Here is a 22,375-nt window from a genome sequence, read left to right as displayed (position 1 = left end):
GTCCCGGGCGGCGGCCGCGCACCTCGGGGGCGGCGCCGGGAACCGGCCGTGTGCCGGCCGGCCCGGGCGGGCGCGCCGCCCCGCGCGGGAGGGCGGGCGAGCCCCGGCGCCTAGGCGGGCGGCACGCCGCCGGGACCGGCACTTCCGGCGGGCCCCCGACGGCTGCGCCAGCCGGCGTCCGGACGGAGACCGATGAGCAGCACCGCGCCCAGGCACCAACTGGCCACCACGTCCAGCGGCCAGTGGTAGCCCTGGCGCACCAGCCCGAAGGAGACGCCGAGCACGAGGGCCACGCAGCCCAGCACCAGCAGGCGGCGGCCGGCCGCGGAGCGCAGCAGGGGGAGGAGGAACAGCGTGGCCGCGCCGTACGCGACGACGGCGGTGGCGGTGTGGCCGGAGGGGTAGTAGCCGGTGGCCGGGGGCACGGCCGGGGTGCCCGGCCGGTCGGTCAGCTCCTTGAGCGGCACGACCAGTGCGGGCACGAGCACCATCAGCACCGCCCCCGCGGCCGCGGGCCACCACCAGCGCTCCGCGCCGGCGGCCCGGCGGCGCCACACGACGTACGCCAGGACGAGGGCGAGCACGGGCACCGCCACCTCCACGTTGCCGAGGTCCGCGAGCAGCTCGGCCTCCCGGTCCGGGCGGACCAGCGCCCGGCTGACCCGTTCGTCCGCCCGCACCAGCGGTCCGCCGGCCACGACCTGCCAGGTGATCAGCGCGAACAGCAGGACGAGCAGCCCCAGTCGGAGCAGCGGCGGACGCGGGCCCGAGGCCGACACGGGACACACCTTGGCAAACCCCTTCGCGTAGCCTCGCGCGGTGACATTCGGACGAACGATACGGGGCCGTCTGCGCCGCTCGACGGTGACCCGCCTGCTGCGACTGTTCACGGAAGGCCGGTACGAGGAGGCGGAGGCCGAGGCACGGTCACTGGCCGCCGCTGCCGCGCGGGGCCGGTGGCGGCGCAGTCCCGGCACGGTGTGGGTCGCCAGGGCCATGGCCGCCACGGCGGCCGTCGCCCACGGACGCGGAGCGGAGGTGCTGCCCGAGCTGGAGGCGGTGATCGCCGAGTGGGAGCACATCGACGAACCCGAGGGCCGCGCCCTGCTGATGCTGGTCCGCAGGAACCGCGCGGCGGTCCTCGACGAGCAGGGACGGCACGAGGAGGCCGAGGCGGAGGCCCTGGACATCCTGCGCACGGTGGGCCGGCTCGCGCATCACCTGCGAGTGGGAGACCTCGAACTGTCCGTGCTGGCCTGCCTCGCCCGCGCCCTGTGCGGACAGGGCCGCCACGAGGAGGCGGAAGCCATCGCCCGCGGCAACCTGCCGTACGCGAACGGGCCCACCGTGGCCTCCCTCCACCAGGTCCTGGTGCACAGCCTGAACGGCCAGGGCCGCTACGAGGAGGCGCTCACCGAGGCCACGCGGCCCGTGGCGCCCGGCGGGCGGCACCACAGCGGCGTCCCGGCCCTGGCCACGGCCGAGGCGCTGCTGGGCCTGGGCCGGACCGGCGAGGCGGAGGCGACGGCTCGCCGGGCGCTGAGCGACTGCGAGCGGTGGCTGCACCCGGCCCACCCCCGCATCGCACAGGCCCACGCGCTGCTGACCCGCATCACGGGCGGCTGAGCGCTCCGGCCGGGCCGGGAGCACGCCGAAGGGCCGGCACAAGGGGGGGAGTGTGCCGGCCCTTCGGTGAACCGCCGTCCCGGATGCCGAGTCGGCCGTCCGGACCGGAACGTCGCGCGCCCCGGGGGGTCTGGGGCGAGCGACCGTCCGATCGGTGAGGAGATCCGGAGCCAGGGGGGCTCCGTGTGCGCGAGGCACGACCGGGTCGAAGCTGGGGAGGCCTCGGCCCGAGAGCCGCCCACAGTCCCCTGTGGGCGGGGTGTATCTCTCATCTGCCCCAGAACCTACGACAGCGACCGGGTGGACGACAGGGGCAACCGGGACCTGTCATCCACCCCGCACACGTTCTTCACATGCTCTGAACCCACCCGTGCCCGACCGGGACTCAGATGCGCGCGAAGCCCTGCTCGATGATGTCGAGGCCCTCGTTCAGCAGGTCCTCGCCGATCACCAGCGGCGGCAGGAAGCGCAGCACGTTGCCGTAGGTGCCACAGGTCAGGACCAGCAGACCCTCGGCGTGGCAGGCCTTGGCGAGCGCGGCGGTCGCCTCCGGGTTCGGCTCCTTGGTGGTGCGGTCCTTGACCAGCTCGACGGCGATCATCGCGCCGCGGCCCCGGACGTCGCCGATGATGTCGAACTTCTCGGCCATGGCGGTGAGGCGGGACTTCATGACCGCCTCGATGTTCTTCGCCTTGGCGTTGAGGTCCAGCTCCCGCATCGTCTCGATGGCACCGAGCGCGCCCGCGCAGGCGACGGGGTTGCCGCCGTAGGTGCCGCCGAGGCCGCCGGCGTGGGCGGCATCCATGATCTCGGCACGGCCGGTGACGGCGGCCAGCGGCAGACCGCCCGCGATGCCCTTGGCGGTGGTGATCAGGTCCGGGACGATGCCCTCGTCCTCGCACGCGAACCACTGGCCGGTGCGGCAGAAGCCGGACTGGATCTCGTCCGCGACGAACACGATGCCGTTGTCCCGGGCGAACTTGCTGATCGCCGGCAGGAAGCCCTTGGCCGGCTCGATGAAGCCGCCCTCGCCGAGCACCGGCTCGATGATCACGGCGGCCACGTTCTCGGCGCCGACCTGCTTGGTGATCTGGTCGATGGCCTGGGCGGCGGCCTCCGGGCCGGCGTTCTCCGGACCGGTCGGCCAGCGGTAGCCGTAGGCGACCGGGACGCGGTAGACCTCGGGCGCGAAGGGACCGAAGCCGTGCTTGTACGGCATGTTCTTCGCGGTCAGCGCCATCGTCAGGTTGGTCCGGCCGTGGTAGCCGTGGTCGAAGACGACGACCGCCTGCCGCTTGGTGTACGCACGGGCGATCTTGACGGCGTTCTCGACGGCCTCGGCGCCGCTGTTGAACAGGGCCGACTTCTTGGCGTGGTCGCCCGGGGTCAGCTCCGCCAGTGCCTCGGCGACCTCGACGTAGCCCTCGTACGGCGTGACCATGAAGCAGGTGTGGGTGAAGTCGGCGAGCTGCGCGGACGCCTTGCGGACGACGGCCTCGGCGGAGGCGCCGACGGAGGTCACGGCGATGCCGGAGCCGAAGTCGATCAGGCGGTTGCCGTCGACGTCCTCGATGATGCCGCCGCCCGCGCGCGCGGTGAACACCGGCAGCACGGAGCCCACGCCCTGCGCGACCGCGGCGGTACGGCGGGCCTGCAGCTCCTGCGACTTCGGGCCGGGGATGGCGGTGACGACGCGGCGCTCCTGCGGAAGTGCGGTCATGCGGGGCTCCTGTGGGGTCTTGCTGGCACTTGTCTTCTTTTCTCGCAGGCTAGGGCGGGGAAAGGGGGGCGGGCATGCTCCATGTGGGCGTTGTCGGCGGGCGCGGTTGTCCGTGGTGGACATAGTGAGGGCCGGGAGAGTCGCCGCGGCCGGTATCGGACGCCCGGCCGCGTAAGCGGTGGACTGCCCCGGCGAGGGCATTAGATTGGCTCGCTGATGGTGGATGGAGCGGCTGGTCAGGGGGCAAGGGCGATGGACGGCGACGGGACGCACGAGGCGCGGGGCACGCATGCCAATCCCGTGCCGCGCCCGGCGGGACCTCCGCAGATGCCGGCGGTACCGCCGCGGCCGACGCGGGGCCCTGGGGCATTCGAACCATCCGGGCCGCCTGAGCCGTCCGGGGCGCCGGGGGCATCCGCGATGCCCGCGATGCCCGCGGCGCCGCCCACGCCCCCGCCGCCGGACGGCTCGTCGTTCCTGTCCTGGCTGCGCACGCCCCGGCCGGAGGCGCTGCCCGGGGTCTGGCGGTTCGGGCACCGGCCGCGGCCGGAGGAGGAGCCCGAGCAGGTCCCGGCGCGGCAGCTGCTGAGCGGGGCGCTGATCGCGTTCCTCGTCGGCTGGCTGATCTGGTCGCTGCTGTGGAACGGCTACCTCGGCAGCTGGTGGCTGCTGCCCCTGTACGCGATGATCCCCGACTCCTGGGCGGAGCCGCACAGCTTCGCCGCCGTCGTGGTGGTCTACGCCTACTACGTCCTGGTCGCGGGAATCATCATGGTCGCCGTCGGCCGGCTCGGCCGCTGGGGCGAGATCTGGCGCCGCTACGGCCCCCCGGCCTGGCGCAGCGGCTCCCCCGGTGACGAACCCCCGCCCGCTCCCGAGGAGGACCCCGCCGCCTGGCCCGCCCTGCGTGCCGCCGGGGCCGTCGACGCCGCCGAGCGGCTCGCCGCCGACGCCCGCGCCGGGCTCATGCGGGACGTGGACCACGCCCGGATCACCCGTGCCTGGCAGGGCGTGACCAACGGCCGGCGCAGCCTCGCCACCTTCACCGGCGCCGTGCTCAAGGACGGCGCCGGCGCCTGCCCGCACCCCTCCGGCGCCCGCGACCTGCCCGCCCGGCAGGTCCCGCACGACCTGGTCACCGGACAGGTGCGGATCGGCACCACCGCCGACGACACCCGCAACCCGTACGCCTACCGCGGCACCGGACTCGCCCTGGGCCCCGAGCTGCTCGGCACCTCGCTGCTCGCCGTGGGCCCGGCCGGTTCCGGCAAGACCGGCAGCCTGGTCCGCCCGCTCGCCGAATCGCTGTGCCTGCACGCGCTCGCCGGGCGGGCCGCGGTCGTGGTGGTCGGCGCGGCGGGCGCGGGGCTGGGCCCGGCCGACGCCTACGACGTCGTCGTACGCATCGGGAACCCGGACTCCGTCTACGACCTGGACCTCTACGGCGGCACCACCGACCCCGACGAGGCGGCGGCCGTGCTCGCCGAGGCACTGGTCGGCGACCTGGCCGACCCGCACCCCGGCAGCGACAGCCGCCGTTCCACCACCGTGCTGGCCCAGCTGCTCGGCCCGTTCCACGCGGTCCACGGCCGCTTCCCCTCCGTGCCCGAGCTGCGCCAACTGCTCGACGGGGCGCCCGGGCCGCTGGCCGCGCTGCGCGAGGGGCTCCAGGCCACCGGTCAGGAGTCGCTGCTGCGGGAGCTGGACGCCCGGGAGCGGCAGCTGGGGCACCCCGGTGACGTCGCCGGGGTGCTGGCCGACCGGGTCGCGCTGCTCGACCGGCCGGCCTTCGCCGGTTTCTTCGACACCTCCGGCCGGTCCCGGCCCTTCTCCCTCAAGGCCCTCGACCATCCCGTACGGGTCCGCATCGATCTGCCCGAGCGCGGCCACGCCGACGCCTCCCGGATGCTGGCCCGGCTGGTGCTGGCCCAGTTCACGGCGAGCGTCGCGGTACGGGAGGACCGGTCGCTGTTCGCCTGCCTGGTGCTGGACGACGCGGCGGGCGTCGTCACGCCCGAGTCCGTCCGGGGCATCCAGCGGCTGCGGTCCGCCGGCGCCGGGGTGGTGCTGACGCTGCGCACCCTGGACGACGTACCGCGTCCGCTGCGCGGGCCGCTGCTCGGGGCCACCGGCTGCCGAATGGCGCTGTCCGGGCTCACACCGTGGGACGGGCAGGACTTCGCCGAGGTGTGGGGCAAGGAGTGGACCGAGGCCCGGGACGTCACCGACCGGCAGATCATCGCCGAGACCCCGGCGGGCAAGGCCGTACACGCGCTGCGCCGGGTGATCACCGGCAAGGCGGCGACCGCGCGGGCGGTGACCGTGCGGCAGGTCGAGCGGGAGCGGTGGTCGGCGTCCGAGCTGGCGCACGCGGTGCCGCCGGGGCACGCGGTGCTGTCGCTGACGACGGTCAAGGGGGAGCACGCGCCCCCGCTGCTGGTCGATCTGCGCGGCTGAACCCCCGGCCGGGCACCCGGCGACCATACGGTGAGGCAGAATCGAAGCAGGCCGTTCATACAGCACGGCCAAAAGATCACAGGGACAGCCGTTCCCGACCCGACCTGAAGGCCTCATGCCCCCGACCCTCGCCTCGCTCGTCCACCACTCCGCGCTGAAGCTGACCGTGCGGGCGGGCGGGGACCGCCTCGACGCACCGGTGCGCTGGGCGCACGCCAGCGAGCTGGCCGACCCCGTGCCGTACATGGAGGGCGGGGAACTGCTGCTGATCACCGCGCTGAAGCTGGACGCGGAGAACCCCGAGGCCATGCGCCGCTACGTCAAGCGGCTGGTCGGCGCCGGGGTCGTCGGTCTCGGCTTCGCCGTCGGCGTCCACTACGACGACATCCCCCAGGCCCTCGTCGACGCCGCCGAACACGAAGGGCTGCCGCTGCTGGAGGTGCCGCGCCGCACCCCCTTCCTCGCCATCAGCAAGGCCGTCTCCGCGGCGATCGCCGCCGACCAGTACCAGGCGGTGACCGCCGGGTTCGCCGCACAGCGGGAGCTGACCAAGAAGGCGCTGGCCGACGGACCGGAGGGGCTGCTCGCCGCGCTCGCCGCGCAGGTCGACGGCTGGGCGGCGCTGTACGACGCCTCCGGCGCGGTCGTCGCCGCGGCACCGGAGTGGGCCGGCCGGCGGGCCGCGCGGCTCACGGCCGACGTGCGGCGGCTGCGGGAGCGCCCGGCGCCGGCCTCCGCCGTGGTGGGCGGGGGCGAGACCGGGGAGAGCACGGACCGGGTCGAGCTGCACTCCCTCGGCACCTCCCGCAGGCCCCGCGCCGCACTCGCCGTCGGCACGGCCGCCGCCCTCGGCACCGCCGAGCGGTACGCCGTGCACTCGGCCGTCGCGCTGCTGACCCTCACCACGGAACGGTCCCGGTCCCTGCACGCGGCCGAGCAGCGCATCGGCACCGCCGTGCTGCGCATGCTGCTCGCGGGGGAGCCGGACCACGCCCGCGCGGTCGCCGGTGACCTGTACGGCGAGCTGCTGGACGCGCCGTTCCGGGTGATCGTCGCCGAGCCGGCGTCGGGCGGCGGTGACCCGCCGGCGGCGCTCGCCGAGGTGGTGGAGTCGGCGGCGGCCCGCGCGGGCGAGGCGGTGCTGGCGGTGCCCGAGGGGGAGCGGCTGGTGGTCCTGGCCGCGGACGGGGGCGCGGCGGTCGCCGCCTGCGCCGACCACGCGGCGGCGCTGGAGGCGGGCCGCCCGGCGCCCGGCACGGAGCCGGGAGCGGGAGGCGACGAGAACGGCGTCGTCCTCGGCCTGTCGGCACCCGCCGGTCCGATCGCCGCGTCGGCCGCCTACAAGCAGGCCGAACAGGCGCTGTCGGTGGCACGCCGGCGCGGGCGCGTCTGTGTGGAGCACGAGCAGCTGGCGGCCGGCTCGGTACTGCCCCTGCTCGCGGACGACGCGGTCCGGGCCTTCGCCGACGGCCTGCTGCGGGCGCTGCGCGAGCACGACGCCACCGGCCGGGGTGACCTGGTCGCCTCGCTGCGCGCCTGGCTGTCCCGGCACGGCCAGTGGGACGCGGCGGCGGCCGATCTGGGCGTCCACCGGCACACCCTCCGCTACCGGATGCGGCGGGTGGAGGAGATCCTGGGCCGCTCCTTGGACGACCCGGACGTCCGCATGGAACTGTGGCTGGCCCTGAAGGCGACGGCGGCCCCGCAGTGAGGTGAGGAACCGCTCCCGCCGCCCTTGCCCGTCCCGTCCCCTGGGGGCTGCCGCCCCCAGACCCCCGCTTCGGCCTGAACGGCCTCGTCCTCGAACGCCGGACGGGCTGAGTTTCCAGCCCCTCCGGCGTTTGAGGAGCGGGGGCCCGGGGGCGGAGCCCCCGGGATGGGACGGGTAGGGGCGGCGGGGGCGACCCCTCCCGGCCCCCGGGGCACCCGCCATTCCGTCGAAACCCCCGCCCCCACCACTACGACTCGGACAAACCCCGCCCCCCGACTCCCGCCCTACCGTGGACTCAGCAACCCACGTACACTCCCAACGCGGAAAGGCCGGGACTCGACAATGACTTCCACCCACGCCTTCTGGCTGGCCGGCCGCCAGGTCACCGGCGAGGACACCTTCGACGTCACCTCCCCCTGGGACGGCCGCCTCGTCGGCAAGGTGAGCGTCCCGTCCGAGGCCCAGGTCGAGGAGGCCGTGGCCGCCGCGTACGCCGTACGGGACGAATTCGCCGCCACCCCGGCCCACGTCCGCGCCGCCGCGCTCGACCACGTCAGCCGCCGCCTGGCCGACCGCACCGAGGAGATCGCGAAGCTCATCTCCGCCGAGAACGGCAAGCCCATGAAGTGGGCCCGCGGCGAGGTCGGCCGCGCCGTCTCCGTCTTCCGCTTCGCCGCCGAGGAGGCCCGCCGCTTCAACGGCGGCGACGGCCAGCGCCTCGACACCGACGCCGGCGGCCAGGGCCGCCTGGCGATCACCCGTCGCTTCCCCAAGGGCGTCGTCCTCGGCATCGCGCCGTTCAACTTCCCGCTGAACCTGTGCGCCCACAAGGTCGCCCCGGCCATCGCGGCCGGCGCGCCGATCATCCTCAAGCCGGCCCCGGCCACCCCGCTCTCCGGCCTGGTCCTCGGCGAGCTGCTCGCCGAGACCGAGCTGCCCGCCGGCTCCTGGAGCATCCTCCCGGTGCCCAACGACCGCATGCCCGCCCTGGTCCAGGACGAGCGCCTGCCGGTCATCTCCTTCACCGGCTCCGAGCAGGTCGGCTACGCGATCATGGACTCGGTGCCGCGCAAGCACTGCACCCTGGAGCTGGGCGGCAACGGCGCGGCCGTCGTGCTGGCCGACTGGGCGAGCGACGAGGACCTGGACCGGGCCGCCACCCGCATCGCGACCTTCTCCAACTACCAGGGCGGCCAGTCCTGCATCTCCGTGCAGCGCGTGATCGCCGACGCCTCCGTGTACGACCGCCTGCTGCCGCGCATCGTCGCCGCCGTCGAGGCCCAGGTCACCGGCGACCCGAACGACGACAAGACCGACGTCGGTCCGCTGATCAGCGAGGACGCCGCCAAGCGCGTCGAGTCGTGGGTCAAGGAGGCCGTCGAGGCCGGCGCCACGCTGGCCACCGGCGGCATCCGGGACGGCGCCTCCTACGCGCCGACCGTCCTGACCGACGTACCCGCCGGCGTCACGATCTCCTGCGAGGAGGTCTTCGGCCCGGTCCTCACCGTGCAGAAGGTGAACGGCGAGGCCGAGGCCTTCGCCGCCGTCAACGACTCGAAGTACGGCCTCCAGGCGGGCGTCTTCACCCACGACCTGCAGACCGCCTTCCGCGCCCACCGCGCCCTGGAGGTCGGCGGCGTGGTCATCGGCGACGTGCCCTCCTACCGCGCCGACCAGATGCCGTACGGCGGCGCCAAGCAGTCCGGTGTGGGCCGCGAGGGCGTGAAGTTCGCGATGGACGACTACACCTACGAGCGGGTGCTGGTCCTGACCGGCCTCGCCCTCTGAGCCGCCCGGCACGGAGAGCGGACGGCCCGAGCCCGGTGTGCGGGGGCTCGGGCCGTCCGCGTGCCGGCGTTCTTCCGGACCCTCAGCCGGAGAAGCCGACGTGCGCGAGCCGCACCGGGCCGCGCAGTGCGATCCGCACGTCGCGCACGCCCTCGGCGGGCAGTGCGGCGCGCAGCTCCACATGGTCGTACGGCCCCGGCGTGGGCGCCTCGGTCGCCAGCACGGCCCGCGGCCCGTCGCCGTCGTCGCCGTTCACGGTCACCTCCACCGTCCCCTCGCCCGCCACGCGCACCGTCACCTCCGTGACGCCGGACCCGAAGTCGCAGGCCCGGTAGAGCAGTTCACCGACCCTGCCCGCGACCGGCGTCACCGCGTCGCCCGCCGTCCTCGTCCGGTCCACGATCTCGGTGCCGCTCTGCTCGTCGAAGTCGGCCGCGTCCAGGCCGCGTGCGCGCACCGGGCGGGGCGCGCCGGGCTCCCCGTCGAGCGTGACGGCCGCCGTCAGCCGGATGTCCTCGCTGGACGCCCCGGCCAGCAGCGCGTACCGGCCCGGCTCCACCCGCCACCGGCCGAGCGCCACGTCCCAGAACGCGAAGGCGGACAGGGGGACGTCGAAGGACAGCTCCGCCCGTTCACCCGGCGCGAGCCGCACCCGCCGGTGCGCCACCAGCTCGCGGCGCGGGCGCGGGACCGACGGCTCCTCGGCCCGGGCGTAGAGCTGGGCCACCTCGTCGGCGGTGACGTCCCCGGTGTTGGTGACCGTGAAGCCGACCCGCACGGTCTCGCCCGCCACCCGGGCCGCGAGGTCCGCGTACGCGAACGACGCGTAGGACAGGCCGTGCCCGAACGGGAACAGCGGCAGGCCCTCGAAGTACAGGTAGGTCTGCCGCGCGCCGATCACGTCGTAGTCCAGCAGGCCGGGCAGGTCGGCGTCGTCGGCGTACCAGGTCTGCGGCAGCCGGCCGCCGGGGGAGACGTCACCGGCCAGCACCCGCGCCAGGGCGGCGCCGGCCGACTGGCCGCCGTGCGCCGTCCACAGCAGCGCCCGGAGCCCCGACGGATCGAGGGCGTACGGGTAGGCGGAGACCAGCGCCAGGGCCGTGTTCGGGTTGGCGGCGCGGGCCGCGCGCAGCAGCCGTTCCTGGTGGGCCGGCAGGCGCAGCGTCGTCCGGTCCTCCGTCTCGCGGCCGTTGATGTGCGGGTCGTTGCCCGCGATCACCAGCACCACGTCCGCCTCCGCGGCGGCGCGCGTCACCGCGTCCTCGCCGCGCTCGACGACGACGAGCCGGAAGACCTCCGCGCCGGTGTCGGCAACCTTCACGCCGTCGGCGGCGACCGTGACATGGCGACCTGTTCCCAGGTGCCGGAGGAGGTGCCCGCCGTCGTGCGGTTCCAGCCGGAACGTCTCCTGCACCACCCAGCCGCCGGGCTGCTCGGCCGAGGCGCGCAGACAGCCGTCCTCGGCGACGGAGAGGTGGCGGCCGTCCGGGGCGCGCAGGGTGAGGACGCCCTCGCCCCAGTCCACCAGGGCGAGTTCGGTGCCGACCGGGTCGGTGGTGAGCGGCGGAAGGTCCGTGCGGCCGGTCAGCAGCGCCGGGTCCAGGGCGCCCCCGGCGCCGGTCGCCCCGCCGCCGGAGTCGCCAGCCGGCGGCACGTGCAGGAACGTCCCGGCCGCCGTCCGCAGCCGGACCCGGTCCACCCCCTCCGCGAACCGCACGCGCTGGGTGCCGAACCGCTGGTACAGGCCCTCCAGCGGGGTGGAGCGGCGGATCAGCGTGCCGCTGTACCAGTCGAGCTTGCACTCGTCGGCGAGCAGGCCGACGACGGCGAGGCGGGTGCCGGGGGCCGGCGGCAGCAGGCCGTCGTTCTTCAGCAGGACGATCGCCTGCTCGGCGGCCTCCTGGGCGAGCGCCCGGTGCTCCGGTGTGTCGAAGGCGCCCGGCTCCTCGTACCCGTCGAACTCGCCGAGCCGGAAGCGGACGGAGAGCTGGCGGCGCACCGCCGTGTCGAGGTCGGCCTCGGTCAGCAGGCCGCGGTCGAGGGCCCCGCGGACGCGTGCGGTGATCACCGAGGAGTCCGTGCCGTGGTCGGTGAAGCTGTCCACGCCCGCCAGCAGGGCGGCGGCGGTGGCCTCCTCGTGGGTGGCGAAGTAGTGCTCGGCGTCGACCAGGTTGGAGGGCGCCCCCGCGTCGGAGCAGACCAGCAGCTCGTCGTCGGTCCAGGTGCGCAGGTGCTCCCGCAGGTACGGCGAGAGATGGTTGGGACGGCCGTTGACCAGGTTGTACGCCGGCATCACCCCGGCCACCGCGCCCGCCTCGACCGTCTCCCGGAAGGCCCGCAGGTCGTACTCGTGGAGCACGCGCGGGCGCACCGACGCCGACGACGTGGCCCGGTCGGTCTCGTTGTTGTGGGCGAGCCAGTGCTTGAGCACGGGCGCGGTGCGCCAGTACACCGGGTGGTCGCCGCGCAGACCGCGGGTGTAGGCGGTGGCGATGGCGGAGGTCAGCCGGGGGTCTTCGGAGTAGCCCTCCTCGTTGCGGCCCCACAGGGGGTGGCGCAGCAGGTTCACGGTCGGGGACCAGACGTTGAGCCCGACGCGGTCGTCCCGCGCCCGCATCGCCCGGGCCTCCTTCGACACCGCCTCGCCGACCCGGCGCACCAGGTCCTCGTTCCAGGTGGCGCCGAGCCCGACCGCCTGCGGGAACACCGTCGCCGGCCCCATCCAGGCCACGCCGTGCAGGGCTTCCTGGCCGGTGCGGAAGGCGGCGACGCCGAGGCGCTCGACGGCGGGCGCGAACTGGTGCAGGAACCCGATCTTCTCATCGAGCGTCAGCCGCGCCAGCAGGTCGTCGATGCGCTTGCCGAACGGCAGCCGCGGGTCACGGAAAGGCGGGGCGGGCGGCGAGGCTGCGGTCACGTGGGGTTCCCTTTGTGGTGGAGCGGCGGAATGCTGTTGAAGCGCTTCGATGCTCATTCCCGTCCAGGGGCGTGTCAAGACGTTCAGAGCAAAACAGCCTCGTTCGCGCGTTGCTGCCAAGCGGCAGCAAGGTCGTGCCGGTTGTGGCCGCAAGGCCGAGGAACCTTGGAAGCGACTCTTGTGTCCCCCCGGCGCTTCACCTAACCTCGCAGCACATCGAAGCGCTTCGACTGACGCTCGCCCATGACTTCGCTCGCTTGACCCGCTTCTCTCAGCTCGCCCGATTCTCAGTCCGCCCGTTCCTCTCAGCTCTCCGCTCTCTCCGCTCTCTCTGCTCTCTCAGCTCTCTCGCTTCTCTCAATTCGCTCGAAGACACCGCAGCCGACGGCCACCGCCGGGTGTCCCGGTGCGCCATGAAGGGTTGACGCAATGACGCCGAACGCCGCCTCCGCCGCCTCCCGCCGGAGAAGCGCCCCCAGCCGGCGGAGCTTCCTCGCCTCCACCGCGGTCGCCACCGCCGCGGTCGCGGGAGGGATGCCGCTGCTCACCGCCTGCGGGGGCGGCTCGGACGGCGGCCGGAAGGAGGGCACCACCTCCGGGAAGGAGGCGCGGAAGATCCTCCCGGCCTACGTGGCGTCGAACGTCGTGGCACCGGACATCCCGGCGAAGAACGGCTCCGCGGCCGGCTTCACCCGGGCCATCCCGACCGCCGACCTGAAGACCTCGGTGCCGAAGAAGCTGGGCAGCGGCGGAAGGCTCACCGTGCTGGCGCCCTTCTGGGGCACCCCGCCCAAGGGCGACAACCCGTACTACACGGCCATGAACGAGGCCACCGGCGTCGACGTCAGCTGGCAGAACCAGGACGGCGTCACCTACGACCAGAAGCTCGGCGCGGTCCTCGCCTCCAGCGACATCCCCGACGTGGTGGTCGTCCCCGGCTGGAACCTGATGGGCCGGATACCCAGCGCCATCAACGCCAAGTTCGCGGACCTCGGCCCGTATCTGTCCGGGGACAAGGTCAAGACCTACCCGAACCTCGCCGCCGTCCCCACCGAGGCCTGGCAGCGCGGCATCTTCGGCGGCCGGCTCCGCGCGATCCCGATGCCCGGCTCGTACGTCACCGACATCGCGCCGCTGTACCGCCGGGACCTGTTCGAGAAGAAGGGGTACGACGTCCCGGGCAGCCCCGACGACTTCCTGTCCTGGGCCAAGGAGGCCACCGACGCCAGGTCGGGCGTGTGGGCCTGCGACGACATGAAGTGGACGGCGTTCAACATCTTCGGCGTCCTGTCCGGCGCCGACAAGGCGCTGTGGTGGAACCTGGACGGCGGCAAGCTGATCAACCGCATCGAGACCGAGGAGTACCTCGAGGCCCTGGAGTGGACCCGCAAGCTGTACGCGGCCGAGGTGGTCCACCCGGACGCCGTCCAGGGCAAGGCGGGCGGCAACGCGGGCAACCGCTTCACCGCCGGGGAGGTGCTGGTCTACAACCAGAACATCTCCGACTGGTGGGGCAAGACCGCCGAACAGCGCACGCAGAACGCCGGCTTCGACATGGCCGCGTTCGACCTCTTCGGCCCCGACGGCGGCGACCCGCAGCTGTGGGCGGGCCAGCAGGCCAACATCTTCACCTTCGTCAGCAAGGACGCGAGCGAACAGCAGATCAAGGACTTCCTCGCCCTGTGCAACTTCTGCGCCGCGCCCTACGGCACCAAGGAGTTCATGCTCACCGCCTACGGCGTGGAGGGCACCGACTACGAGATGAAGGACGGCCTGCCGGTCAAGACCCAGCAGGGCATCAACGAGGTCAACGGCGCCTTCGACTACACCGGCAACCCGGCCCCGTACATCGCCTACCCCGACCTCCCGGAGGTCACCCGGGGCATGGTCGAGTGGCAGCAGCGCATGGGCGCCTTCACCAGGAAATCGTCCTTCTTCGGGCTGACCGTCACCGAGCCCACCCGCTGGGCCACCCTCGCCGACGACTTCGAGCAGCTGGAGGACGACGTCGTGCGCGGGCGGAAGAAGATCAGCGACGTGCAGCAGGCGGTCTCCGACTGGAAGCGGAAGGGCGGCGACGACCTGCGCGACTGGTACAAGAAGCTGCTCGACGACACCGGCTCGGCCGGCTGACCGGGGACCGAGACGAGGAGAGACCCGTGTCCCACAGCACGGTGCCTCGGAGCGGGACCGAGGCGCGCACGCCCACCCGGACCCCGGCCGAGGCCGGGCCCGCCGCCCCCGGCCGCCGACCGCGCGGCAGGGGCGGCAGGCGGAAGACGGAGAAGCTGAGCCTGCGGACCAGACTCCGACGCGACCGCACCCTGATCCTGATGACCCTGCCGGCGGTGCTGCTGGTCCTGGTCTTCAACTACGTCCCGATCCTCGGCAACGTGGTCGCCTTCCAGGACTACGACCCCTATCTCAGCGAGAACGGCTTCGTCGCCATCTTCGAGAGCCAGTGGATCGGCTTCGAGCAGTTCGAGCGGATCTTCGCCGACTCGGCCTTCTGGCACGCGGTGGAGAACACCCTCGTGCTGTTCTTCCTGCAGCTGGTGCTCTACTTCCCGATCCCCGTCCTGCTCGCGCTGCTCATCAACAGCGTGCTCAGGCCCCGGGTCCGGGCGATCGCCCAGGCGATCATGTACCTGCCGCACTTCTTCTCCTGGGTCCTCGTCGTCACCGTCTTCATGCAGATCTTCGGCGGCGCCGGCATCATCGCGCAGACCCTGCGCCGGCACGGCTACGACGGCTTCGACCTGATGACCAACCCGGAGATCTTCAAGTACCTGGTCACCGCCGAGATGATCTGGAAGGACGCGGGCTGGGGCATCATCGTCTTCCTCGCCGCGCTCTCGGCCGTCTCCAACGACCTGTACGAGGCCGCCGCGATGGACGGCGCGGGCCGCTGGCGGCGCATGTGGCACATCACGCTGCCCGCCCTGCGCCCGGTGATCGCCCTGCTGCTGGTGCTGCGCGTGGGCGACGCCCTCACCGTCGGCTTCGAGCAACTGCTGCTGCAACGGCAGGCGGTGGGCGTCGACGCCTCCGAGGTCCTCGACACGTACGTGTGGTGGAACGGCATCCGCAACCAGGACTTCAGCTACGCCGCGGCCGCGGGCCTGATCAAGGGCGTGGTCGGCCTGGCGCTGGTGCTGACCGCCAACAAGGTGGCCCACCTGATGGGCGAGCAGGGGGTGTACAAGAAGTGACCGCCGTCCTCGACACGCAGCAGGGCAAGCGGCCCACGGGCGGGAAGCCGAGCCGGTGGGCGGCCCCGCCCCGCCCGGTCTGGGAGGAGGAGCCCTCCAGGGTCGGACAGGCCGGCAAGGGCCTGGTCCTCACCGTGGCCTGCCTGGCGATCCTCTTCCCGCTGTGGATCGTCGTCGTCACCAGCCTCCAGTCGAAGCAGGCCATCGACGAGGCCGGCGGCCTGGTGGTGATCCCCAAGAGCATCACCTTCGTCGCCTACCAGGAACTGCTCAGCGGCGGTCAGGTGCAGAGAGCCGCGCTGGTCAGCGTCGGCGTCACCGTCGTCGGCACGCTGTTCAGCATGACCGTGTCGGTGCTGTGCGCCTACGGCCTGTCCCGCAGCGGCTCGCTCGGCCACCGCTGGATCCTGATGACCCTGCTCGCCACGATGTTCTTCGGCGCCGGGCTGATCCCGACCTACCTGCTGGTGCAGGCGCTCGGCCTGACCGACACCTACGCGGCGCTGATCCTGCCCAGCGCGGTCAGTGTCTTCAACATTCTGGTGCTGCGCGCGTTCTTCATGAACATCTCCCAGGAGCTGATCGACAGCGCCCGCATCGACGGCGCCGGCGACTGGCGCATCCTGTGGAAGATCGTGCTGCCGCTCTCCCGCGCGGTCATCGCGGTGATCGCCCTGTTCTACGCCGTCGGCTACTGGAGCGCCTGGTTCAACGCGTCGATCTACCTGACCGACCAGGACATGATGCCGCTGCAGAACGTCATGATCCAGCTGGTGCAGAAGCAGGAACGGCCGGTTGGCCTGTCCGCCCAGATCAACACGGGCCAGCTGTCGCCGCTGGCGATCCAGATGGCCGTGATGGTGCTGGCGCTGGCGCCGGTGGCCGTGCTCTCCCCCTTCGTCCAGCGGCACTTCAAGAAGGGGATGCTGACCGGGGCGGTGAAGGGCTGATGCCGGGCCTGCACGACGTCACCCGAGGCCGCATCCTCTACGGCGGCGACTACAACCCCGAGCAGTGGCCCGAGCAGACCTGGCACGAGGACGTCCGGCTGATGAGGGAGGCCGGGGTCAACTCCGTCACCCTCGGCGTCTTCTCCTGGTCGAGGCTCGAACCCCGCCCGGGGGAGCGGGACTTCGGCTGGCTGGACACGCTGATGGACCTGCTGCACGCGGACGGCGTCGGCGTGGTCCTCGCCACCCCCACCGCCTCGCCCCCGCCCTGGATGGGCCGGCTGCACCCCGACACCCTGCCCCGGGACGAGGACGGCCGCACCGAGTGGTGGGGCGGGCGGCAGCACTTCTCGCACTCCAGCGCCACCTACCGCCGGTACGCCGCCGCCATCACCGAGGACCTGGCCGCCCGGTACGCCGGCCACCCCGCCCTGACGATGTGGCACATCAACAACGAGTACTGCACCCACGACTGGGGCGACGAGGCCGCCGCCCGCTTCCGTACCTGGCTCCAGGACCGGTACGGCACCCTCGACGCCCTCAACACCGCCTGGGGCACCGCGTTCTGGAGCCAGGGCTACGGCGACTGGGCGGAGGTTCTGCCACCCCGCCACGCCCACTACCTCAAGAACCCCGCGCAGGTGCTGGACTTCCGGCGCTTCACCTCCGACATGCTCCTGGAGTGCTACCTCGCCGAGCGCGACATCGTGCGCCGCCACACCCCGCACCTGCCGGTCACCACCAACTTCATGCCGCTGTTCTTCGGCCAGGACGCCTGGCGCTGGGCCGAGGAGGAGGACGTCGTCTCCGTCGACCTCTACCCCGACCCGCGCGACCCCTTCGGCGCACAGGCCGGCGCCCTCGTCCAGGACCTGACCCGCTCGCAGGCCCGAGGCCCCTGGATGCTGATGGAGCAGGCGGCCGGCCCGGTCAACTGGCGCGGGGTGAACCACCCCAAGCCGCGCGGCCTCAGCCGCCTGTGGTCCCTCCAGGCCGTGGCCCGGGGCGCGGACGCCGTCTGCTTCTTCCAGTGGCGCCAGTCCCGGCAGGGCGCGGAGAAGTTCCACTCCGGCATGGTGAGCCACGCCGGGGCGGAGGGCCGGACGTACCAGGAGGTCCGGCAGCTCGGCGCCGACCTCCGGCGGATCGCGCCCGAGGTGACCGGCCGCCGTGTCACCGCGGAGGTGGCCCTCCTGCACGACTGGCACTCCTGGTGGGCCGGCGCCCAGGACGGCCGCCCGTCCACCGAGGTGGATCACCCGGACGTCCTGCACGCCTGGCACCGCGCCCTGTGGCGGGCCCACCTCACCACCGACTTCGCCCACCCCGAGCACGACCTGACCGCGTACCGGCTGGTCGTCGTCCCGCAGCTCTACCTGCTCACCGACGCGGCGATCGACAACCTCCTCGCCCACGTCCGCCGCGGCGGCACCCTGGTCTCCGGCTTCCTGACCGGCGTCGCCGACGAGGACGACCGGATCCGGCCCGGCGGCATGGACGCCCGGCTGCGCGCGCTGTTCGGCATCCGAACACTGCACGAGTGGTGGCCGCTGGAGGCGGGCGAGACCGTCGCCTGCGAGGGATTCCGGGGCACGCTGTGGTCGGAGGAACTGGAGGCGGACGGCACCGCCGACGAGACGGTCCCGTACCGGAACGGCGAGCTGGACGGGCTGCCGGCCGTACTGCGCAAGGGCCGCGCCTGGTACCTCTCGACCCTCCCCGAACCGGACCCGCTGCGCGGCCTGCTCACCCGGATCGCCGCCGGTGCCGGGGTCCGCCCGGTGCTCGACGGCCTTCCGGACGGCGTCGAGGCCGTCCGCCGCGGAGAGGTGCTGTTCCTCCTCCACCACGGCCGCGAGCCGGTGACCGTCGAGGTGCCCGGCACCCACCGCGACCTGCTCACCGGCGCCACCGTCACCGACCGGGTCACCCTCGGCCGCCACGGAGCGGCGGTGCTGCGGCCATGACCGGGGCCCCCACGCACCGCACACCCGTCCACGGCACCTGGGAACCCGCCCCCGCCGCCCGCTGGGAGGACGCCTTCCTGAGCGGCAACGGCCACCACGGCGCCCTGGTGTTCGGGGACCCGAACGCCGACCGGGTCATCGTCACCCACCACACCCTCGTACGCCCGGGCGGCGGCGAACCCGCCCGGCCCCCGCAGCTCGCCGCCGGACTGCCCGCGCTCCAGGACCGGCTGCTCGCCGGTGACCTCACCGCGGCCGAGGACTTCACCGACGGCCGCCCGCTGGAGTGGGTGCGGCCCTTCCACCCCGCCTTCCAGATCCGGCTGGACGGGCACTGCGGCGGCGACCCGCACCCGTACCGGCGCTCCGTCGACTTCACCACCGGCGTCGTGACCGCCCGGCGCGCCGGATGGCGCAGCCGCCTCTTCGTCTCCCGCGCCGACGACGTGATCGTCCAGCGGATCGACGCCCCGGGCCCCACCCTCGACGTCCGGCTGGACCACCGGCTCCCCGGCGCCCCCGACGGACTGGCCGTCGGCCACGGCGCCCTCCTCACCCCCGACGGCGCCCTGCTGACCCTGCGCGCCCGCTACCCCGGCAGCGACCTCGCCTGCACCGGCGTGACGCTGCTCGCCGTCACCGGGGGCACGACCACGCTCACGCCCCCCGGCGTGCGCATCGAGGCGGCCCGGTCGGTGCTGCTGCTCACCCGGGTGCGACGGCACCCCGGCGAGCTGGACGCGGTCGCCGAGGGCCGCGCCCTGCACGACGTGGGCACCGACTACGACGACCTGCTCGACCGCCATCTGTCCCTGCACCGCACCGCCTACGAGCGCGTCACCCTCGACCTCGGCGCGGACCCCGCCGAACGCGCGCTGCCCGCCTCCGAGCTGCTGAAGCGGCCCCGGAGCACGGCCCTGCTGGAGCGGCTGTTCGCGGCGGGCCGCTACCACCTGCTGTCGGCGAGCGGTCTCAACCCGCCCCGGCTGACCGGACTGTGGACCGGCGACTGGAACACCGCCTGGTCCGGTGCCTTCACCACCGACGCCAACCTGGGCCTCCAGATCGCCTCCGCCGCTGCCGCCGCCCTCCCCGAGGTCACCCGGGCCCACGCCGCGCTCGTCCACCGGCAGCTGCCCGACTGGCGGGACAACGCCCGCGCGGTCTTCGGCTGCCGGGGCGTGGTCGCGCCCGCGCACACCGACGGCGAGTCGGGGCACGCCTTCCACTTCAGCCGCGCATACCCGCTGCACCTGTGGACCGCCGGCGCCGACTGGCTGCTCAAACCCCTCGTCGACCACGACGAGACGTACGGCGAGCGCGACCCGCGCACCGCCGAGGCCCTGGCCGAGGTCGCCCGCTTCTACGCGGACTTCCTGACCAGGACGGACTCCGACGGCCACCTGGTCGTCGTCCCGTCCTACTCACCCGAGAACCGTCCCGCGAACGCGAGCTGGGGCGCGGTCAACGCGGCGATGGACCTCTCCGCCGCCCGCCACGCCCTGCTGACGGCGGCCGCGTACCACCCCGGCACACCCGAAGCGGACCGCTGGCGCGCCCTCGCCGACCGTCTGCCGCCCCACCGGATCAACACCGACGGCGCGCTGGCCGAGTGGGCCTGGCCCGGCCTCGCCGACTCCTACGACCACCGCCACCTCAGCCACCTCTACGGCGTCTGGCCGCTCGACGAGATCACCCCCTACGACACCCCCGGCCTGGCCGCCGCCGCCCACCGCGCCCTGGAACTGCGCGGCACCGAGAACGACTCCGCGCACGGCCACCTCCACCACGCCCTGGTCGCCGCCCGGCTCCGGGACGGCGAGCGCGTCGCCCACGCCCTCGGCCAGGTCCTCGACGGCGACTTCTTCCATGCCTCGCTGATGAGCGCGCACTACCCCCACCGGGACGTCTACAACGCCGACGCCGCGCACACCCTGCCCGCCGTGCTGATCGAGACGCTCGTGCAGTCGACGCCCGACCGGCTGGTCCTGCTGCCCGCGCCGCAGCGGGCCTGCCCGAGCGGCGAACTCCGCGGCGTACGCACCCGCTTCGGCGCCGGACTCGACCTCACCTGGGACCCCGGCGGCGCCACCGCCGTACTGCGCCCCACCCGCACCCACGGCATCGAACTGAGGACTTCCGCCGGCGCGGAACCGCTCCACCTGGTCGCCGGCGAGGACCGCGTCATCAGCGTCAAGGCGCGGTAGCTCCCCGCAATCCCCCCACCCATGGAAGGAACCCCATGGCATCACGCACCCGCATCACCAAGGCCCTGCCGGCCGTGGCCCTGGCGCTCGGCGCGACTGTGGGCCTCGCCGCCGCCCCCGCCCAGGCCGCCGTCTGGAACACCTGCGACCAGTGGGGCAACACCACGCTCGACGGCTACACCCTCTACAACAACATCTGGGGCTCCGGAGCCGGCGGCCAGTGCGTGTGGGCCAACTCGGGCACCAACTGGGGCGCCTGGGCCGACCACCCGAACACCGGCGGCATCAAGTCCTACCCCAACGCCAAGAAGGTGATCAACAAGCCGATCGCCTCCCTCTCCTCGCTCACCAGCAGCTACGACGTCACGGTCCCGGCGTCCGGCGCGTACAACACGTCGTACGACATCTGGGACACGGACTACGACTACGAGATCATGCTCTGGGTCAACCAGCACGGACCCGTCGGTCCCCTCGGCACCTCGCAGGGCACCGTCACCCTCGGCGGTCACACCTGGAACGTCTACAAGGGCGACAACGGCCACAACCAGGTCTTCTCGTTCCTGCGGACCTCCGACTCCACCTCCGGGACGGTGAACATCCTGCCGATCCTGAAGTGGATCAAGGACACCAAGGGCTGGATGGGCAACGAGACCATCGGCGACGTCCAGTTCGGCTACGAGATCACCTCGTCGGCCGGCGGCCTGGACTTCCGCACCAACCGCCTGACCGTCAGCGGCGGCTGAACCGGCAGCCCCCTAGGGCCGGGCGGGTGCCGGCCCGGAGCTGGCCCGGACCGTCAGTTCGGGAGTGAGGAGCACGACCTCCTCGCTCCCGCGCCCGTCCAGCTTGGCGACCAGCTGCTCGACGGCGTGCCGGCCCATCTCCTGGGCGGGGACGGCGACGGAGGTGAGCCGCACCGAGGCCTGGACGGCGACCTGCTCGGGGCAGACCGCGACCACCGACACGTCCTCCGGCACCGCCCGGCCCTGCTGCCGCAGCAGGGCCAGCAGCGGCTCCACCGCCGACTCGTTCTGCACCACGAAGCCCGTCGTGCCGGGACGCTCGTCGAAGATCCGGGCCAGCGTCGCGGCCATCGCGTCGTACCCGCCCTCGCACGGGCGGTGCAGCAGCCGCAGCCCCAGCTCGCGCGCCCGTGCGCGCAGCCCGTCGAGGGTGCGCTCGGCGAAGCCGGTGTGCCGCTCGTAGACCGCGGGGGCCTCGCCGATGACGGCCACCTCGCGGTGCCCGAGCCCGGCCAGGTGTTCCACGCACAGCGCGCCGGTCGCCGTGAAGTCGAGGTCGACGCAGGTCAGGCCGGTGGTGTCGGCGGGGAGCCCGATGAGCACGGACGGCTGGCCGGAGCCGCGCAGCAGCGGCAGCCGCTGGTCGTCCAGCTCGACGTCCATCACGATCATCGCCTCGGCCAGCCCGCTGCCGGTGACGCGGCGCACCGCGTCGGGACCCTCCTCGCCGGTGAGCAGCAGCACGTCGTACCCGTGAGTGCGCGCGGTGGTCGCGACCGCGATGGCGATCTCCATCATCACCGGCACGTACATGTCCGTGCGCAGCGGAATCATCAGCGCGATGATGTTCGACCGGCTGCTGGCCAGGGCCCGGGCACCGGCGTTGGGGTGGTAGCCCAGCTCCCGGATACTCTGCTCGACCCGCTGCCGGGTGGTGGTGGAGATGGACCGCTTGCCGCTGAGGACATAGCTCACCGTGCTCGCCGAGACTCCGGCGTGCTGGGCGACCTCGGCGAGGGTGACCATCCGGCTCTCCAAGCTGTGTGAAGCGCTTCGACAGCGCGCCTAGGTTGTGTG

At 73.5% G+C, this 22,375-nt stretch carries 14 protein-coding genes; 10 read left to right on the top strand and 4 right to left on the bottom strand.

The features are described from left to right. Window positions 1-110 precede the first annotated feature (110 nt). Window positions 111-779, bottom strand: a complete 669-nt coding sequence (locus ACLGIH_RS09015) for a phosphatase PAP2 family protein (protein WP_416524711.1) — start codon at window positions 777-779, stop codon at window positions 111-113. A 40-nt stretch (window positions 780-819) separates the two neighbouring features. Here ACLGIH_RS09015 and ACLGIH_RS09010 point away from each other — a divergent pair, with 40 nt between their 5' ends. Then, entirely contained in the window at window positions 820-1,626 is an 807-nt protein-coding gene (locus tag ACLGIH_RS09010; RefSeq protein WP_416524710.1) for a tetratricopeptide repeat protein, read from the top strand. A gap of 385 nt (window positions 1,627-2,011) precedes the next feature. Here the strand turns inward: ACLGIH_RS09010 and gabT are convergent, their stop codons facing one another. Further along, complete coding sequence (gene gabT, locus ACLGIH_RS09005; protein WP_416524709.1) at window positions 2,012-3,346, bottom strand: 4-aminobutyrate--2-oxoglutarate transaminase; 1,335 nt, start codon at window positions 3,344-3,346, stop codon at window positions 2,012-2,014. A 252-nt stretch (window positions 3,347-3,598) separates the two neighbouring features. Here gabT and ACLGIH_RS09000 point away from each other — a divergent pair, with 252 nt between their 5' ends. The 3 genes from ACLGIH_RS09000 (at window position 3,599) to ACLGIH_RS08990 (ending at window position 9,302) form a co-directional block, all read left to right on the top strand. Beyond that, window positions 3,599-5,803, top strand: coding sequence for an ATP-binding protein (locus ACLGIH_RS09000; protein ID WP_416524708.1), 2,205 nt, complete (start codon window positions 3,599-3,601; stop codon window positions 5,801-5,803). 115 nt (window positions 5,804-5,918) lie between these two features. Next, window positions 5,919-7,514, top strand: coding sequence for a PucR family transcriptional regulator (locus tag ACLGIH_RS08995; protein WP_416524707.1), 1,596 nt, complete (start codon window positions 5,919-5,921; stop codon window positions 7,512-7,514). 342 nt (window positions 7,515-7,856) lie between these two features. Continuing rightward, the gene (locus ACLGIH_RS08990) at window positions 7,857-9,302 is read left to right on the top strand and encodes an aldehyde dehydrogenase family protein (protein ID WP_416524706.1); all 1,446 of its coding nucleotides are present in this window, start codon (window positions 7,857-7,859) and stop codon (window positions 9,300-9,302) included. Window positions 9,303-9,384: 82 nt separating this feature from the next. Here ACLGIH_RS08990 and ACLGIH_RS08985 read toward each other — a convergent pair whose 3' ends face one another. After that, on the bottom strand, window positions 9,385-12,219 hold the full coding sequence (locus ACLGIH_RS08985) for a glycoside hydrolase family 3 C-terminal domain-containing protein (RefSeq protein ID WP_416524705.1): 2,835 nt from the start codon (window positions 12,217-12,219) through the stop codon (window positions 9,385-9,387). A gap of 429 nt (window positions 12,220-12,648) precedes the next feature. Between ACLGIH_RS08985 and ACLGIH_RS08980 the strand changes: the two genes are divergently transcribed. From ACLGIH_RS08980 to ACLGIH_RS08955, 6 genes are read left to right on the top strand one after another with little or no spacing between them, the layout of a single operon-like run. After that, window positions 12,649-14,352 carry an extracellular solute-binding protein gene (locus ACLGIH_RS08980; protein WP_416524704.1) on the top strand — a complete coding sequence of 568 codons (1,704 nt, stop codon included), beginning with the start codon at window positions 12,649-12,651 and terminating at the stop codon, window positions 14,350-14,352. 26 nt (window positions 14,353-14,378) lie between these two features. Further along, window positions 14,379-15,431 carry an ABC transporter permease gene (locus ACLGIH_RS08975; protein ID WP_416524703.1) on the top strand — a complete coding sequence of 351 codons (1,053 nt, stop codon included), beginning with the start codon at window positions 14,379-14,381 and terminating at the stop codon, window positions 15,429-15,431. Further along, the gene (locus ACLGIH_RS08970; RefSeq protein ID WP_416524702.1) at window positions 15,428-16,381 is read left to right on the top strand and encodes a carbohydrate ABC transporter permease; all 954 of its coding nucleotides are present in this window, start codon (window positions 15,428-15,430) and stop codon (window positions 16,379-16,381) included. The genes ACLGIH_RS08975 and ACLGIH_RS08970 overlap by 4 nt, the downstream gene beginning before the upstream one ends. Further along, window positions 16,381-18,348, top strand: a complete 1,968-nt coding sequence (locus tag ACLGIH_RS08965; RefSeq protein ID WP_416524701.1) for a beta-galactosidase — start codon at window positions 16,381-16,383, stop codon at window positions 18,346-18,348. The genes ACLGIH_RS08970 and ACLGIH_RS08965 overlap by 1 nt, the downstream gene beginning before the upstream one ends. Continuing rightward, complete coding sequence (locus ACLGIH_RS08960) at window positions 18,345-20,555, top strand: glycosyl hydrolase family 95 catalytic domain-containing protein (protein ID WP_416524700.1); 2,211 nt, start codon at window positions 18,345-18,347, stop codon at window positions 20,553-20,555. Before ACLGIH_RS08965 ends, ACLGIH_RS08960 begins: the two co-directional genes overlap by 4 nt. Before the next feature lie 35 nt (window positions 20,556-20,590). Continuing rightward, window positions 20,591-21,298: a glycoside hydrolase family 12 protein gene (locus ACLGIH_RS08955; protein WP_416524699.1), complete on the top strand. Its 708-nt coding sequence runs from the start codon at window positions 20,591-20,593 to the stop codon at window positions 21,296-21,298. Window positions 21,299-21,310: 12 nt separating this feature from the next. Here ACLGIH_RS08955 and ACLGIH_RS08950 read toward each other — a convergent pair whose 3' ends face one another. Further along, on the bottom strand, window positions 21,311-22,324 hold the full coding sequence (locus ACLGIH_RS08950) for a LacI family DNA-binding transcriptional regulator (RefSeq protein ID WP_416524698.1): 1,014 nt from the start codon (window positions 22,322-22,324) through the stop codon (window positions 21,311-21,313). Window positions 22,325-22,375: the final 51 nt, after the last annotated feature.

The organism is Streptomyces hamibioticus (genome assembly GCF_047946815.1).
Taxonomy (GTDB): Bacteria; Actinomycetota; Actinomycetes; order Streptomycetales; family Streptomycetaceae; genus Streptomyces.
The sequence above is the reverse complement of the archived record's forward strand: the minus strand, read 5'-3'. Positions and strand labels throughout refer to the sequence as shown.